We start from the raw sequence: 17,261 nt of genomic DNA, 5'->3' as shown, positions 1-17,261 counted from the left end.
TTAATGAAGAACATTCAAATCGCAATCGATGGTCCAGCGGGTTCTGGTAAAAGTACGATTGCAAAACTCGTTGCCAAGGCGTTTGAATATACCCATATTGACACTGGCGCAATGTATCGAGCGATCACATTAAAAGCGATGCGCTTAAACATAGATTTGTCTAACGAAGACGCTTTTGATTTCATTGATCAAACGCGTTTTGATTATAAAGATGGCATTCTATATATGGATGATGAAGATGTAAGTAAAGAAATTAGAACCCGAGAAGTATCTAATAACGTTTCTTTAGTCTCCTCACATTTCATCGTCAGAGACAAAACCGTAAAAAGACAACAAGAAATATCTAAAAATTTAAACGTGGTTATGGATGGTAGAGATATAGGCTATAATGTCTTACCTAATGCCGATTTTAAATTTTATTTAACTGCAAACGTTGAAACAAGAGCAAGAAGACGCTACAAAGAAAACCTAGAACGTGGCATTCATAGCACACTAAAAGAACTACAAACAGAAATTTCATCTCGTGATGCCTTTGATTCATCTAGAGTACATAGTCCACTAAAACCCGCAGACGATGCGATTATAATCGACACCTCCGATATGTCCATCGAAGAAGTAATAGAAACAATAAAAGTTAAAGTTAGAGAGGATGATTCACATGGAATTTAAGATTGGAAAAATAAAAGAAGGTTACAAAGTTAAAGGGACCGTATACAAAGTTACCCCTAATGAAATCACATTAGACATTAACTATTCTACAGAAGGTACTATCTACAAAAACGAATTAACAAAAAAACCAATTGACTCCTGTTTAGAAGTAGTTAAAGAAGGTGACACATTAGAAGTCATCGTTAAAAAAATTGATGACGAAAAAGGCATTGTTTTACTTTCGCGTTTAGAAATTGAAGAAGCGGAAACCTTTGATACCCTTCAAACGTATTTTTCAAAAGATAAAGCTTTTGAAGCTAAAGTTTTAAAAGCAAATAAAGGTGGCCTCATGTTAACCGCATTAGGCTATGAAAAAATCTTTATGCCACTGGCAGAAATCGATATCGAGTTTGTCTCAAACCCAGATAATTATATTGGGCAAACACTAAAAGTTAAAGTCATTGAAATTAAGCGAGACAAAGTAGTCGTTTCTCATAAAGTTATTGCTAAAGATGTTCTTAAAGAGAAAAAACAAAAAGAACTACAAGACATTAAAGTCGGTGATGTAATTACCGGTGAAGTATCTAAAATTATGCCATTTGGTGCATTTGTTAAAATGGGAGCAGTTGAAGGATTACTTCATATTTCAGAAATTTCACACCATAATGTTGAAAACGTGATTGATGTATTAAAAGAAGGTCAAACTGTAAAAGTTAAAGTGATTGATGCGAAAAACAATAAACGATCACTCTCAATGAAAGCATTAGAAAAAACGCCTTGGGCTGCATTCGCAGATAAGCATAAAGTAGGCGAAGAAGTTACAGGTAAAATCGTTAAAAAAATGCAGTTTGGTATGTTGATCGAAGTTGAAAAAGATGTTATCGGGATGATTAATCGTTATGATTACTCATGGGATCCACGCTTTAATTTAGCAGGAGAGGTTAATATTGGTGATGACATCAAAGTTAAAATCTTAGCAATCGATGTTAAAGCAAGAAAAATGACCCTATCAAAAAAACATTTAGAATATAACCCATGGGAAGATGTAAACTTCCGTGTCGGTGAAAGTGTTTCTGGACAAGTTAAAGAAATGCAATCAAATGGTGCACTTGTAGAAATTCAAGGTGTAAATGCCTTCTTACCAATCGGTGAAATCATCGATAAACGTATCAGTAATGTTGAAGAAGCTTTAAAACTTGATGAAGTGATCAATGCAATCGTTAAAAAGTTTGATAAACGTCAATGGCAACTTGTTATTAGTAAAAAAGATTACGATGAAAAACAAGTTCGTGACGAGTTTAAAAAATATTTAAAATCTGAAAACAAAGAGGACCAAACCCAAACGCTTGGTGAACTCTTCGCAGATAAATTCAAAGAATTTAAGTAGGTGTTAGTATGCTCCCTTCAGTAGCTATTGTAGGAAGACCCAACGTTGGTAAAAGTATGCTCTTTAACCGTATTATCGGAGAAAGACTATCGATTACTGATGAAACACCAGGTTTAACACGTGATCGCTTATATGCGAAAGCGGAGTGGCTTGGAAGACATTTTAATCTCATAGATACAGGCGGCATTGATTTTGATGATGCGCCTTTTATGCATGAGATAAAGAATCAAACAGAAATTGCTATTGAAGAAGCAGACGTTATTATTTTTGTTGTTGATATTCATACTGGTGTAACAGAAGCGGACTCTTATGTTGCTAGAATGTTATATAAAGCAAAAAAACCTGTTATTTTAGCAGTAAACAAAGTCGATGATGTAAACTATAAAGAAAATATTTATGAATACTATTCATTAGGTCTTGGTGAACCCGTACCTGTAAGTAGTATTCACGGCGTTGGACTTGGAGATTTACTAGATCAGGTTGTTAAAATTATGCCCGATGAAACAGAAGAACCTTATGAAGAAGACCGTATTAAATTATGTGTAATCGGTCGACCAAATGTAGGGAAAAGTTCTTTAACTAATGCATTACTTGGTGAAAACCGTGTCATTGTTAGTGAAATTGAAGGGACAACTAGAGATTCAATTGACTCTATGTTTGAACGCGATGATCAAAAATTTGTTGTTATCGATACCGCTGGTCTTAGAAAACGCGGTAAAGTTTACGAAAATGCAGAAAAATATAGTGTATTAAGAGCTTTAAGTGCTATTGATCGTAGTGATATCTGCTTAATATTGATTGATGCATTTACAGGGATATTAGAACAAGACAAAAAAATTGCGGGTTATGCTGATGAAGCAGGAAAAGCTGTAATTATTGTTGTCAATAAATGGGATTTAGTTGAAAAAGATACACGGACTATGAATCTATGGGAAGAAACTATTCGCGCCCATTTTCAGTATTTAGCCCATGCACCAATCGTCTTTTTATCTGCTAAAACAACGCAACGTATTCACACACTATTTCCGATGATAAAAGACGTCTTTGAAGATTATACTAAACGCGTATCTACGAGTGTCTTAAATGATGTCATTAGTGATTCATTCCAAATGAATCCACCTAAAACACATAACGGTGGCGTTTTAAAAGCTTATTACGCAACACAAGTATCAACACGTCCACCAGCATTTATACTGTTTGTTAATAATACGGATTGGCTACATTTTAGTTATGAACGTTATATTAAAAACAAATTAAGAGAAGCATTTGGGTTCAAAGGAACCCCGATAAAAATAATCTTAAGAAAGCGTGATTAATATGAAAATAACCGTTATCGGTGGCGGGTCTTGGGGACTTGGATTATCAAAAGTACTCGCTGATAACAACCATGATGTCTTAGTTTATGATGTCAATGAAAAAATAGTAGATAAAATTAATACGCTTCATGTATGTATTCAACTCAATGAGTACATTCCAGAATCTATTAAAGCAACTACTAACATAAAAGAGGCGATCGAGTTTTCTAACATATTACTCTTTGTTGTGCCTACAAAAGTTTTACGTATAGCGATTAATGATGCACTACCTTACATAAAAGAAAAGAAAATAATTATTAATGCTGCAAAAGGGATTGAACCAGAAACCTTTAAACGTATCTCAGAAATATTTACTGAAATGGTACCAACTGAGTATTTAGAAGGCTACGTTGCACTGAGTGGTCCATCGCATGCAGAAGAAGTTATTAAAGGCATGACGACACTCATTACTAGCGCTAGTGAAAATAAAGCACTTGCTTTAAAAATTCAAGAATTATTCCATAATACAGACTATTTTAGAGTATATTCAAGCACAGATTTAATCGGTGCAGAACTTGGTGGTGCTTTAAAAAATATCTTTGCTTTAGCCTCAGGATTATTACGTGGACAAGGACTAGGTGATAATGCAAGTGCAGCACTTATGACCCGCGGATTAGTAGAAATGGGTAAGATTTACGAACACTTCGGTGCTTCTAAGGAATCTTTATCAGGATTAACCGGTGTTGGGGACTTAATTGTTACTTGTACAAGCCCACATTCACGAAATTATCAAGCTGGATACAAAATTGGTACAGGAAAAGACCTAAATGAAACATTAGACTCAATGACGATGGTTGTTGAGGGGATTAGAACTTGTGAAGCAGCGTATGACTTATCTCGTAAAAACGGCTTAGATACGCCAATTATTGATGCAATCTATGACGTTGTTTTTAACCGTGTCGAACCTAAAATCGCTTACCAAAAACTCCTCGCAAGAGACCAAAAATCAGAATAAAAAGCCTTAATAAAGGCTTTTTTTTAATCTTTTTATGCTAAATATGTTGCATAAACTATTTTTAATTGCTATAATGGGCTTAGTTAAAACAAATAAGGAGGTAATATCGTGAACAAAACAGAATTAGTTGCTAAAATTTCAGAAGTATCAGGATTAACAAAAAAAGATGCTGAAGCAGCTTTAAACTCGACTCTTTCTACAATCCAAGAAGCATTAGCTCAAGGAGAAAAAGTTGTGTTAACAGGTTTTGGAACATTTGAGGTAAGAGATCGTAAACCACGCGTTGGGCATAACCCAAGAACTGGTGAGCCAATTCATATCGACGCTCAAAAATCTCCAGCATTCAAAGCAGGTAAAGTTTTAAAAGACGCAGTTAGATAATTATATTACAATAATAAAAAAATACCATTTAAAACGTGGTATTTTTTTTGTTCTTATGATAACCTTTTTATAAGGATGGTGAGCCTATGTCAGTCACGCAAATTACAGACGATATGATTCTTGCTATAAAGGATAATGATTTTCATAAACTAAAACATTTTTCTGATCAAGAATTAAGAACTGTATTAGATACACGCAAACAAAACTTGCTTTTTTATGCGATTAGACAAAAAGCACATGACGTGTTAATTTATCTTATTGAAGCAGGCTGTGATTTAGAACAAAAGAACCACTTTAAAGATACACCACTTCATATCGCTGCTTATTTAGGTGACGCCTTTATGGTAAAACTGTTAGCGCAACGTGGAGCAGATATAAATGCTAGAAATAAAAAACAGGAAACACCGCTTATGCAGGCGGCACTAAAAGGCGATTTAGATACAGTTAAAACCCTATGTAATAAAGGGGCGGATTTGTATGCTAAAGACAACGAAGGTCATACCGTTATCATGCATGCTATCAAAAGTAAAAAAATAAAGATTGTTAACTATTTAGTCGACGCTAAAGCACCCCTACACCTGTTAAACGATAAAAAAGAATCAGTGATGCATATTGCAGCTAGTAATGGCTTACCAAGCATCTTCGAACGATTAATTGAGTTAGGTGTTAATCCATTTCAAAAAAATGTTTTCGATCAAACCCCACTTCATTATGCAATGAACGATACGATGGAAAACATCATTGATAAACTACTTGAGATGGGATTAAGTAGTTATGATAAAGATCGTTTTGGTCAATCTCCTTATGATAAAGCACAAGCAAATGAAAACTTTGATGCAATCATTAAATTTACGCGTTATAAAAACAATCCAGCCATTCAAAAAAATGACAAAACGCATCCGCTTCATCGCGCGATTCGTTTTAAAGAGTTTGATGAAGCCTTAGCCTATTTACATAAAATGGATGATTTAAATAAAAAAGATATGTTTTTAAACACCCCATTATTTTATGCGATTATGGCCAATGAAATCATGTTAGTTGAGTTATTGATTCAAAAAGGTGCAAAATGTAGTGATATTGATCGTTATCATAAAGACGCATTGTTTTATGCCGTTATAAATCAAAATTATGCATTAATTGATCTTATCAAAAAATATCGCAAAGACTTAAACATATCCACTGAAACAGAACGACTAATTCATCAACTTAAAGATGACCAACTATTAGCTTATTTATAAAAAAAACACTTCAATTTTGAAGTGTTTTTTTTATAGACCTAATAAACCACTCGACACACTGATTAAGTTAACGAGCATATGAACTGTAATAGCAACCCATATGAGCTTTCCTGAATAAAAGTATATAAATGAAATAATAATACTCATTGAAATATAAGGTAATGTGATAAGCCCAAAATCCCAAAACGAAATCGTCCCACCTATCCATGCACTAAACTCTCCAGTTACATGTATCATCGCAAATATCAATGAGTTCCCTAAAATTGCAACAGCCGCACCAAATTTAGAAAAAATAATGCCGAATATTGCTTTTCTAAAAACCATCTCTTCAACAATAGGCGCGAAAAGTACAGCAAAAACAAATACCATGAACCCGTTATACCAAGCACTTGTTAAAATATTATTGATTAAATCTTGATTACGAGGTGTACTAGGACCACCAGTTACTTCATAAATAGCCCCAATCAAAAATAAAACGGCAAAAATTAAGTACATCCCAAACCCAACCATAAAGAAACTAAAAGCCGGTTTTTCTTTAAAATAAAGCCATTGATTTTTGAATAAATAGATTTTTGCGATAAAAAAGAAAACAATCGTTAAAAAGCCATACAACACTAAGTTCATCGCAGCACCAAATGTTGCTTGATTAACCTCACTTAATGATTCTATATCAAAGAAGACTGTTATCCCAATTTGAACGGCTATTAGTCCAATAAAAGCAGCGATATAAACTGTAATCACTTTGTAATTAAATTGCAATGAATGTTTTTGCATAAAATCCCTCCAAATTGATTATATCATATTCAAGTAATTTTGATTTTATAATTCCGATTAAAGCCTAGAATAATTGACAATAAAAGGGTTTGTGATATCATTATAACAAGAGAATAAACAAAATAGAAGGTGAACTTATGGCAAAAAAAACTTTTGCGGTTATTGGATTAGGACGATTTGGATATAGTGTTGTTGAAGAACTAATCAAAAGTGATTTTGATGTTTTAGTCATAGACCGTGATGAACAACGTGTAAACAAAGTAGCTAAAATTGCTACGCATGCTGTGGTACTCGATACATCAGATGAAGGTGCACTACGTGATGTAGGGATACAAAGTATTGATCACGTTATTGTTGCAATTGGGAAAGATATTGAAGATAGCATATTAACCACCCTTATTTTAAAAGAATTAGGGGTTAAAAAAGTTACAGTTAAAGTACAAAACGAATATCATGAAAAAGTAGTATTAAGACTAGGGGCTGATGAAGTTATCCAACCTGAGCAAATTGCAGGTAGAAGATTGGCACACCGTATTGTCACAAATAATATACTAGAATTTTATGATTTAAACGAAACACACAGTTTTATTGTCATAGAATCAACACCAAAACTCTATGATACAACGGTTGTAAACTTAGATTTAAGAAGTAAATATAATATCAATTTAGTCGCGATTAAACGTGGTGAAGAAGTTATTATCCCAGGACCAGAAGAAGCATTCTCTGAAAAAGATCAATTATTACTCGTAGGGAAAAATACCGATTTACATAAATTTTCAACGTGGTGTTCTAAATAAGTTCTAAGTACTTTTATCGTGGAGGTTCTAATGAAAAAAATTATCATTGCCACCAAAAATAAAGGGAAGTTATTAGAATATGAAAAAATACTTCAACCGCTTGGTTTTGAAGTTTTTTCACTGTTTGACTTTGACTTAGAAGAAATTCAAGAAACGGGGGATACGTTTTTAAAAAACGCCCTTTTAAAAGCCCACGCCGTTAGAAAACATACAACCGAAATGGTTTTAGCAGATGATTCTGGCTTAGAAGTAGCCGCATTAAATAATGCACCAGGTGTGCATTCTAAACGCTATTCTAATGAAGGCACTGATTTAGCAAACAATTTAAAAATGTTAGAAACCATGAAACACGAATATAACCGACAAGCAAAATTCGTGACAATGATTGTATTAATAGATAAATCCGGTCACATTGAATCATTTAAAGGGGAACTTCACGGATATATTCATACCGCTTTAGAAGGGGATGAAGGTTTCGGTTACGATCCATTATTTATACCTGTAGGCTATACTAAAACGTTAGCCGAACTCGGTTTTGATGCAAAAAATAAAATTTCACATAGAGCAAGAGCTTTGCAAAAAGTGGTAGATTATTTGGCTAAAGAGTATTAAAGGGGGATAAATATGAAGATTTTAGTTGTAAGTGATGTTCACAAAGAAAAAGAAAGATTAGAAGCTATTTTAAGAGAAAACAAAAACGTAGAATATATTATTAGTCTAGGTGATTCGGAACTTAAATCAAGTTTTTTAGAAAAACACGATATTATTGCAATCAAAGGGAACTATCCTTTTGATGCAGGCTTTACATATGAACATGAAATGGTCATTAATCAGACAAAATTTTTACTTGTCCACGGTCATAAATATAACATAAGAAGTGGGATAGAAACTTTATACGAACGCATGTTAGAAACGGATGTTGATGTGGCGTTATATGGTCATACCCATGTGGCTGCATTTGATGTCGTAGAAAAACGTGTATTAGCTAATCCTGGATCAGTTTATAAAAGCAAAGGGGATTTAACTGAGAGTTATTTAACCATTGATATTGAACCAGAATATTGCTTATTTAAATGGTTAGATGCAAGACAACACAGCGTTATATCTGAGAAAGAAATGAAACTTAAATCATTTACTTAAAAGGGAGACAATCATGGATAAAATTAAATTAATAACAGACAGTACCTGCGATCTACCAGAAACGTTATTAAAAGAATATACTATAGACGTCATACCACTTTATGTTAACTTTGAAGAAACATCGTATTTTGATGGGATTGATTTAACCCCTGAAAAAATGTATAAAATCGTCGAAGAAACAGGGGTATTCCCTAAAACCGCAGCGGCAAGTCCTGGGGCATTTTTAGAAACCTTTGAACGCTACATAAAAGATGGATATAAAATCATATATATTGGTATTGGATCAAAGTTTTCAGGAACATTTCTTAGTGCAAAAACCGCTAAAGATATGATTGAAACTGAGGATATCTACCTTATTGACTCACAAAATTTATCGTCTGGATCTGGACTTTTATTATTAAAAGCTGCCTCTTTTATTAAAAAAGGCGATAATGCCGAAACAGTTGTTGAAAAAGTTAAAGCACTTGTACCTAAAGTGCGTAGCCAGTTTGTCATTGACACGTTTGATTATCTTCATAAAGGTGGACGCATTAACGGTTTACAAAACTTAATGGGGACAATGCTAAGATTAAAACCAATTATTAAAGTAGTAAACGGTGAAATGCAAGTGGGGAAAAAAGCCCGTATAAACACAAAAAACGGAGCGAAAATTTTGGTACAAGAAGTTTTAGATTTAAATGAACGTCTTGACCCAGAATTTTTAATGATTACCCATTCATTTGCTGATGAAACCTATGAATATATTTATGAAGCTTTAAAAGGTAAAGTTAAAGTTAAAAATATTTATGAATCACATGCAGGATGCGTTATCTCAAGCCATTGCGGAAAAGGGACCATAGGTATTTTATACATTTTAAGATAAAATCATCAGCAATGATGATTTTTTATTGTCAATAAGAGAATGGTTACAGTTAAATACTTTTTGATTTTTAAAGCGTTTTCATGTAGTCTATAATAGATAAAGAACAAAGGGAGTGTTACGATGAGAAAATGGTGGCAAGATACCATAATATATCAGGTGTATTTAAGAAGTTTCAATGACTCTAATAACGATGGTATAGGTGATATTAACGGAGTTTTAGAAAAACTAGATTATTTACAAGATTTAGGTGTAAACACCCTTTGGATTAGTCCGCATTATGATTCACCTATGGATGATAATGGTTATGATGTTAGAGACTTTTTTAAAGTCAGTGAAGATTATGGGACTATTGAAGACTTTAAACAATTATTAAATGAAGCCCACCGCCGCAACATGAAAATAATCACTGATTTAGTATTAAACCACACTTCCGATGAACATCCTTGGTTTGTAAAAGCTAAAGATCCCAATCATCCTGAGTTTGAAAAATATCACGATTATTATATTTGGCATAAACCTAAATATGACGATTCTGGTAAACGAAAGTTACCAACAGAATGGGTTTCCTGGTTTGGTGGCCCGGTCTGGGAATATAATGAAGCTACAGATGAATACTATCTCCATATATTTAGTAAAAAAATGCCTGATTTAAACTGGCGAAATCAATCGATGAAAGAAGAACTAAAAGCCATGATTAAATGGTGGATTGATTTAGGTGTAGATGGCTTTAGAGTAGATGCATCTAATCATCTAGAAAAAAACTGGGATTTTCCTGATGCAAAACCTGGTTATGAACATTTTTCAAGTTTACCTAAACACCATGACTATTTAGAAGAACTTGGTAAAGAAATTTTTAAACCAAATAATGTGATGGTCATTGGAGAAGCCGGTGGGGCAACCAAGAAAGAAGCTTTACAATATGCAGGGTTTGATTCGAACGAATTTAACATGTTAATTCAGTTTGAACATTGCTGGGTAGATTGTGATCCACATAATACACTTACACCAGGTAAATGGGCAAAAGGCGAAGTTGATGTTACGAGAATTAAACATAGTTTTTCTCATTGGATTGATCTTTTTAAAAACAAAGGTTGGAATACGATTTATTGGGCAAATCACGATCAACCACGTATTGTCTCACATTATGGTAATGATGATTACATCTATCATGAAAAAAGTGCAAAAATGCTTGCCTACACTTTGTATTTACTTCCAGGAACACCGATTGTTTATTATGGTGAAGAAATTGGGATGACCAATGTTGACTATCAAAATTTAAACGATTTTAGAGATGTTGAAGTGTTTACTGAATATCAAAACTTTATGAATAATGGAGCATCTCACGAAGTTGCGATGCAAGCATTAAGAGATCGCTCACGTGATAATGCCCGTACCCCAATGCAATGGAATAATTTATTATATAGTGGTTTTTCTGAACATGCACCATGGATTCCAATTAATCATAATTACGAAGTCATCAACGTTCAAAGACAAGCCCAACAAGAAGGATCCATTCTAAATACATATAAACAGTTACTCAAACTAAGAAAAGAAGAAGATTTAGCACATGCTGATGTAACATTTATTGATTTAGAACATCCACAGTCATTCAATATTCACACAGTAGGAAAAGATTTTGAGTATTTAGTTTTAGCCAATTTTAAAGAAACATCATTAACGATGCAAGTGGCGTTCGATTATGAAGGCTATGAGCTTTATCTAACCAATGATGATAAAGATAAAGCCACACAATTTTCTATGGATTTTAGCCCCTATGAAGCACGTATATATAGAAAAAAACGCTTAAAATAGAAATGCATTGCATTTCTATTTTTTATTGATTTATTTGAAACCGTTTTTATCTTATTTTAATCATTCAAATTATTGACATATTTTCTATATTTAATATAATTAGGTGATATTGTTTATTTATAATAATTTTATAGTTTATCAATACTAAACTATATACATCAAAAGCGCCGTTTAACTGGGTATGTGTTTACCCTTTATAAACCATACAATTTAGGAGGCATCGAAATGGAGAAAAAACTTGTTGATATCAAAGGCTTAAGCAAATCATTCGATGATGAATTAATATTAAAAAACATAAACTTATATATTCGTGAAAATGAATTTATTACCCTACTCGGTCCTTCTGGTTGTGGAAAGACAACATTGTTAAGACTTATTGCAGGGTTCGAGTCGATTGATGAAGGATCTATTTATTTTGATGGGGCTTATTTAGACGATACGCCACCTCATGAACGACAAATTAACACGGTATTCCAAAAATATGCATTATTTCCCCATTTAAATGTTTTTAATAATATTGCATTCGGTTTAAAAATGAAAAAAATGCCTAAAGAAGAAATTGAAGAAGCTGTAAAAAAAGCATTAAAGTTAGTTAAGCTAGAAGGGTTTGAACAAAGAAATATTAAAACCTTAAGTGGCGGTCAACAACAGCGTGTTGCCATTGCTAGGGCTGTGGTGAATAAGCCGAAATTACTATTACTAGATGAACCTTTAGCCGCACTTGATTTAAAACTTAGACAAGAGATGCAATATGAACTAAAAGAAATGCAGCGTGCATTAGGGATTACATTTGTCTTTGTTACGCATGATCAAGAAGAAGCCTTAACCATGAGTGATACCGTCGTTGTTATGCGTGATGGTGAAATCTTACAAATAGGCACGCCTGAAGACATATATAACGAACCAAAAACGCGTTTTGTGGCGTCTTTTATTGGCGAATCCAATATTATTCCGGGTCATATGATAAAAGATTATTTCGTTGAATTTGAAGGGGTTAAGTTTGAATGTATTGATGCTGAGTTTGGTGAAAATGTACCAGTAGATATCGTATTAAGGCCAGAAGATATTGAACTTAAAAAAGAAGGTACAGGTATCCACGGTACCGTTACTGATATTACCTTTAAAGGGGTTCATTATGAAATCATCGTTTATGTTCATGACCGCGAGTACATCATCCATTCAACCGATGCTCAAAAAGTAGGTGCCCATGTTTATCTTGAGTTTGAAAAAGAAGATATCCATGTAATGAAAAAAGATGCGTAGTTTAAAACGATTAACCACCCCCTATTTAATATGGATGATTTTACTTATTGTTATACCGAGTGTTTTTATCATATTAGCGGTGATCTCTACATTTCATATTTTTAACCCTTATCAGTTTAGGTTTACGGGACAACATTTGAATTTTTTGACCGATGAAATCTTTATAGTCGCCTTTAAAAACAGTATGAAGTATGCAGGAATTACGACGATTATTTGTTTTTTTATCGGATATCCTGTAGCGTATTATTTTGCAAGAATGAAAAATGAAAATAAAACATTGTATGTTGCGTTATTAATTATTCCTATATGGAGTAACATGATTGTACGCATTATTGCTTGGGAAAATATATTCAAACCGGTATCAATCTTAAATATCTTTAATTTAAGTTATGACTTAATTGGGACGGATTTTGCGATTATTATCGCAATGATTTCTATGTATTTACCATTTATGATTTTTCCGATTTATAGTGTATTAGTTAAAATGGATGAATCGTTAATTGAAGCAAGCAGAGATTTAGGCGCAAGTAGTACGCAAAGTTTCTTAAAAATTACGTTTCCATTATCATTAGGTGGGATTGTAAGTGGCGTAATTATGACACTTTTACCAAGTATGACAGCGTTTGCTTTGCCTGAACGTTTAGGTGGAGGACGAATTTTATTACTAGGTAATCTAATTGAAAAAGAAATTTTTAGAGGGTCATTTAATGTTGCAGCCACCGTTTCGTTTGTTGTTATGATTTTTATGCTAGGGTTATTCACCTTAATTGTCAGATTTGACAAGGAAGGAGAGACCTTATTATGAAACGAAATTTATTTGGAACCATTATACAAGTTAGCTTAATGGTCTTTACATTTTTCATCATCTATTTACCCATATTTATCATACTTTTGATAAGTGTGCATGGATCAAGGTTTACATTTACTGAGTTTGAGTTTACCTTAAGATGGTATCGCGGAATTCCTGATGATACAGCCCTAATGGCTGCGATATTTGTTACGTTAAGAGTTGCGGTTATATCAACTTTAGTTAGTACAATCATTGGAACCCTTTTTGCTATAGGGATTCATAGTTTAAGTAAACAAAAGCGTTTGCGCTTCATGGTGTTAAATAACGTACCAGTGGTAAATCCGGATATAGTAACAGGAATTATGTTATTTATGATTTTTAGGTTTTTACGTGTAAGTTTTGGCTTTCCGACTATGTTACTTGCGCACATATTCTTTAGTATTCCATTTGTAATCTTAAGTGTCTTACCAAAATTAAAACAACTAGATGCCAATTTGTTTGATGCTGCTTTAGATTTAGGAGCCACCAAATTAAAAGCCATCATCTATGTTATTATTCCTTCTATAAAAGTAGGTATGATTGCGGGCGCTTTAATTGCTTTTACCATGAGTATAGACGATTTTATTATTAGCTATTTCATGAAAGCAGGAGATTTTCACAATGTAAGTACGCTGATATATTCACGACTTGCAAGAAGACAAATCTCTCCAGAAGTTTTCGCTTATAATACATTAATCGTATTTATCACCATTAGTATTATGGTTACATTTAATTATTTAAGTAGTAAAGATAGAAAAAATAAAGGAGAAATAAGATGAAAAAAATAATGATTGTTATTGCTTTAGCATTATTTACATTTAGTCTTGCAGGGTGTGGGGCTAAAGAAAGATTATATGTGTTAAACTGGGGAGACTACATGGATTTAGACTTAGTTCGTGAGTTCGAAAAAGAACATAATGTTCGTGTTGTTTATGAGACAGTCGGTTCTAATGAAGAAATGGAACTAAAAATAAAACAGCGTATTACCAACTACGATATTGTTATACCAAGTGATTACATGATTGATAAACTGCATCAAGAAGGCTTATTAAATCCAATTGATAAAGATTTATTACCTAATTATGCAGAAATTAATTTTTTTGAAGATGCACGTAATCTTTATGAAAATGAGACCTTTGGTGATTACATGATTCCTTATTTCTTTGGGACGATTGGGATTATGTTTAATACAAGCAAACCAGAAGTTCGTGCTGCGCTAGAAGCAGGTGGAATTTGCACCTTATTTGATGAAAATAGTCCATTTAATATTGGTATGTATGATTCACCGCGTGATGCGGTTGGCGCAGCCTTATTATGTTTAGGCTATAGCGTTAATACCACTGATGAAACTGAGTTATTAGCAGCTGAAAACTTACTAAGAAACGCTAATTTCCTTCGTTTCGGTGAAGATGATTTAAAAGGCGATGTTGCTTTAGGTAGTTTAGATATGGCACTTGTTTACTCAGGGGATTATTTTGAAATGTTGTTCTTATACGAAGAAGAAGATGAAGTAGTAAACTTTGATTTTTATAATCCAATTCACACCAATATTTGGATTGATGCATTTGTTATTCCAACTACAAGTCAAAATATCGAATTAGCGCATGCATTTATTAACTTCTTCTTAGATATTGAAGTAGCTGCAGAAAATGCTGATTGGGTAGGATATACACCAGTCATTGTTGAAGTCTATGATGTAATGATCGAAGAATATGAATATGACTACGAACATTATTACCCACAACCAGTCGGTTCAACAAGAGAAGCTTACCGTTATATTAGCGAGACACATTCGAATACATTAAACCAAATTTTAAATCGTGCAAAATTAGGGTAAAAAAACAAAGATTTTATAAAAAGGAAAACGTGTTTTTCCTTTTTATTTTTGCGGTTTTATGATAAAATCTTTATGATATTATGATAGGTGGTAATCACATGAAATCAAGACGAGAACAACGTGCCCTCATTATTGAGGAACTCTATAAATTAGATATGAATGATATGCAAAAATTTACGCTAACAGAGTTTGAGTTTGTCGATGAAATGATCCAGGGGATATTAGATAATCTCCCTAAGATTGATACACTCATTAGCGAGCATTTAGAACGCTGGACACTTAAACGTGTTTCTTATGTTGATAGAGCAATTTTAAGACTAGCAGTCTATGAGATGTATGCAACAGATACACCAGCAGAAATTATTATAAATGAGGCATTAAATCTAACAAGAACCTTTACTGATGAAGGAGATTCTAAAGCCGTTTCTTTTAACAATAGTGTTCTAGATAAAATTAAAAAGACAGTAAATAAGTAGGGGTAATATGTCAGATAAAGCTTTAACAGTCACAGCGCTCACAAAATATATTAAGTATAAGTTTGATTCAGACGTTCACTTAAAGAACGTCCTTTTAGAAGGCGAAGTTTCAAACTTTAAACATAATGTACGTGGGCATTTTTATTTTACCTTAAAAGATGACAACGCTCAAATTAGTGCAGTGATGTTTAAAGGGAATGCATGGAAGGTGAAATTCACCCCTAAAGACGGGATGCATATTTTAGTAAGAGGCTATATTAGCGTCTTTGAAATGAGTGGTGGGTATCAAATCTATGTTGAAAGCATGGAAGAAGTTGGGCTTGGAAATCTATATCAAGCTTACTTACAACTAAAAGAAACCTTGGAAAAAGAAGGATTGTTTGATCAAAGACATAAACAAGAAATCCCTAAATTTCCAAACCAAATAGCGGTATTAACCTCATCAACAGGGGCGGCTGTAAGAGATATTATTCACATTATTAATCGTCGTTACCCTCTAACTAAGATTCTCATTTATCCAACCACCGTCCAGGGTGATAATGCGAAATATGAAATTGTCGAAAATATCAAACGCGCTAACTCAAATAAAGAAAATAGTGTAATCATATTAGGACGTGGCGGGGGAAGTATTGAAGATTTATGGGCATTCAATGAAGAAATGGTTGCCAGAGCAATATTTGAATCTCAAATACCGATTATTTCTGCGGTTGGACATGAAACAGATTTTACGATTGCGGATTTTGTTGCTGATATGCGTGCACCGACACCATCTGGTGCTGCTGAAATCGCAGTGCCTGATCAAGTCACACTGCATAAAGAAATCAACCAAGCCTCACAACGACTCATTGATGCATTAAAACGTTTAAACTTTCAAAAAAACAGACATCTTACACAATTAACTAGTCGCTATATTTTAAAAGATCCCGCACGTATTCTTCAACCATTTTCGACTAGATTTGAATATTTGGATGATAAACTGCGTATTTTACATCCTTCAAAAAGGCTCGTGCAAAGTCAAAACGATCTTAATCAAAAAGAAAAATCACTTCATCGTGCATATAAATTACTTATAGAAAGCAAACAAAAATCATTTGTAAAAGTCATCGAGCATTTAGAATATGTAAACCCATTATCGATTATGAAAAAAGGGTATACACTTGCCAAGGTTGACGGAAAAATATTAAAAAGTATTGATGATATAAAAGAAAAAGATATTTTAGACATTCATTTTTATGATGGTGTTGTACAAGCAAAAATAATAAAGAAAGTAAAAGGTGATACACATGAATAAACAATCGTTTGAAGAAGCATTAAAAACTTTAGAAGAAATTGTTCAAGCACTTGAAAATGGTGAACTACCTTTAGAAGAAGCCGTTAAAAAATACGAAGAAGGTATGGCTTTATCACAACATTGTCACAAATTATTAGAACAAGCAGAAAAAGTACTAACTAAAGTTATTAAAGATCAAAAAGAAGAGGACTTTGAAATTACTGAATAAAGGGGTGT

The 17,261-nt window shown here is 33.2% G+C and carries 19 protein-coding genes; 18 read left to right on the top strand and 1 reads right to left on the bottom strand.

Annotation, left to right across the window (positions count from 1 at the left end):
• The 6 genes from cmk to ACHAJD_RS06985 all read left to right on the top strand — a co-directional run.
• A partial coding sequence (gene cmk / locus ACHAJD_RS07010; RefSeq protein ID WP_435585147.1) for a (d)CMP kinase occupies window positions 1-669 on the top strand: 669 nt, incomplete at its 5' end.
• Window positions 659-2,035, top strand: a complete 1,377-nt coding sequence (locus ACHAJD_RS07005; protein WP_435585146.1) for a S1 RNA-binding domain-containing protein — start codon at window positions 659-661, stop codon at window positions 2,033-2,035. The genes cmk and ACHAJD_RS07005, both read left to right, overlap by 11 nt.
• An 8-nt stretch (window positions 2,036-2,043) precedes the next feature.
• Window positions 2,044-3,351 (top strand): ribosome biogenesis GTPase Der, encoded by a 1,308-nt coding sequence (der, locus tag ACHAJD_RS07000; RefSeq protein WP_435585145.1) that lies wholly within the window; start codon window positions 2,044-2,046, stop codon window positions 3,349-3,351.
• Between the two features lies 1 nt (window position 3,352).
• Window positions 3,353-4,345 carry an NAD(P)H-dependent glycerol-3-phosphate dehydrogenase gene (locus tag ACHAJD_RS06995; RefSeq protein ID WP_435585144.1) on the top strand — a complete coding sequence of 331 codons (993 nt, stop codon included), beginning with the start codon at window positions 3,353-3,355 and terminating at the stop codon, window positions 4,343-4,345.
• Window positions 4,346-4,453: 108 nt separating this feature from the next.
• Complete coding sequence (locus ACHAJD_RS06990; protein ID WP_435585143.1) at window positions 4,454-4,726, top strand: HU family DNA-binding protein; 273 nt, start codon at window positions 4,454-4,456, stop codon at window positions 4,724-4,726.
• A gap of 86 nt (window positions 4,727-4,812) precedes the next feature.
• Window positions 4,813-5,964, top strand: coding sequence for an ankyrin repeat domain-containing protein (locus tag ACHAJD_RS06985; RefSeq protein WP_435585142.1), 1,152 nt, complete (start codon window positions 4,813-4,815; stop codon window positions 5,962-5,964).
• A 30-nt stretch (window positions 5,965-5,994) separates the two neighbouring features.
• Here ACHAJD_RS06985 and ACHAJD_RS06980 read toward each other — a convergent pair whose 3' ends face one another.
• The gene (locus ACHAJD_RS06980) at window positions 5,995-6,738 is read right to left on the bottom strand and encodes a CPBP family intramembrane glutamic endopeptidase (protein ID WP_435585141.1); all 744 of its coding nucleotides are present in this window, start codon (window positions 6,736-6,738) and stop codon (window positions 5,995-5,997) included.
• 137 nt (window positions 6,739-6,875) lie between these two features.
• Between ACHAJD_RS06980 and ACHAJD_RS06975 the strand changes: the two genes are divergently transcribed.
• The 12 genes from ACHAJD_RS06975 to xseB all read left to right on the top strand — a co-directional run bounded on the left by ACHAJD_RS06975 (window position 6,876) and on the right by xseB (window position 17,253).
• Window positions 6,876-7,535 carry a potassium channel family protein gene (locus ACHAJD_RS06975; RefSeq protein WP_435585140.1) on the top strand — a complete coding sequence of 220 codons (660 nt, stop codon included), beginning with the start codon at window positions 6,876-6,878 and terminating at the stop codon, window positions 7,533-7,535.
• Between the two features lie 30 nt (window positions 7,536-7,565).
• A complete protein-coding gene (rdgB, locus tag ACHAJD_RS06970; RefSeq protein WP_435585139.1) occupies window positions 7,566-8,147 on the top strand; it encodes an RdgB/HAM1 family non-canonical purine NTP pyrophosphatase in 582 nt (193 codons plus the stop codon).
• Window positions 8,148-8,159: 12 nt separating this feature from the next.
• A complete protein-coding gene (locus ACHAJD_RS06965; protein ID WP_435585138.1) occupies window positions 8,160-8,675 on the top strand; it encodes a metallophosphoesterase family protein in 516 nt (171 codons plus the stop codon).
• Between the two features lie 13 nt (window positions 8,676-8,688).
• A complete protein-coding gene (locus ACHAJD_RS06960; protein WP_435585137.1) occupies window positions 8,689-9,537 on the top strand; it encodes a DegV family protein in 849 nt (282 codons plus the stop codon).
• A 120-nt stretch (window positions 9,538-9,657) separates the two neighbouring features.
• Window positions 9,658-11,349: an alpha-glucosidase gene (locus tag ACHAJD_RS06955; protein ID WP_435585136.1), complete on the top strand. Its 1,692-nt coding sequence runs from the start codon at window positions 9,658-9,660 to the stop codon at window positions 11,347-11,349.
• A gap of 225 nt (window positions 11,350-11,574) precedes the next feature.
• The gene (locus ACHAJD_RS06950; RefSeq protein ID WP_435585135.1) at window positions 11,575-12,612 is read left to right on the top strand and encodes an ABC transporter ATP-binding protein; all 1,038 of its coding nucleotides are present in this window, start codon (window positions 11,575-11,577) and stop codon (window positions 12,610-12,612) included.
• Entirely contained in the window at window positions 12,605-13,417 is an 813-nt protein-coding gene (locus tag ACHAJD_RS06945; protein ID WP_435585134.1) for an ABC transporter permease, read from the top strand. The genes ACHAJD_RS06950 and ACHAJD_RS06945 overlap by 8 nt, the downstream gene beginning before the upstream one ends.
• Window positions 13,414-14,220, top strand: a complete 807-nt coding sequence (locus tag ACHAJD_RS06940) for an ABC transporter permease (RefSeq protein ID WP_435585133.1) — start codon at window positions 13,414-13,416, stop codon at window positions 14,218-14,220. Before ACHAJD_RS06945 ends, ACHAJD_RS06940 begins: the two co-directional genes overlap by 4 nt.
• Window positions 14,217-15,278, top strand: coding sequence for an extracellular solute-binding protein (locus ACHAJD_RS06935; protein ID WP_435585132.1), 1,062 nt, complete (start codon window positions 14,217-14,219; stop codon window positions 15,276-15,278). The genes ACHAJD_RS06940 and ACHAJD_RS06935 overlap by 4 nt, the downstream gene beginning before the upstream one ends.
• A gap of 98 nt (window positions 15,279-15,376) precedes the next feature.
• A complete protein-coding gene (nusB, locus tag ACHAJD_RS06930) occupies window positions 15,377-15,754 on the top strand; it encodes a transcription antitermination factor NusB (protein ID WP_435585131.1) in 378 nt (125 codons plus the stop codon).
• Window positions 15,755-15,761: 7 nt separating this feature from the next.
• Entirely contained in the window at window positions 15,762-17,045 is a 1,284-nt protein-coding gene (gene xseA, locus ACHAJD_RS06925; RefSeq protein WP_435585130.1) for an exodeoxyribonuclease VII large subunit, read from the top strand.
• Window positions 17,038-17,253, top strand: a complete 216-nt coding sequence (xseB, locus tag ACHAJD_RS06920) for an exodeoxyribonuclease VII small subunit (protein WP_435585129.1) — start codon at window positions 17,038-17,040, stop codon at window positions 17,251-17,253. The genes xseA and xseB overlap by 8 nt, the downstream gene beginning before the upstream one ends.
• The last annotated feature ends 8 nt before the right edge of the window (window positions 17,254-17,261 follow it).

The sequence above is a fragment of the Liberiplasma polymorphum genome (assembly GCF_043951795.1).
GTDB classification, from domain to species: domain Bacteria; phylum Bacillota_I; class Bacilli_A; order Izemoplasmatales; family Izemoplasmataceae; genus Liberiplasma; species Liberiplasma polymorphum.
This window is presented reverse-complemented; position numbering and strand designations above follow the sequence as displayed.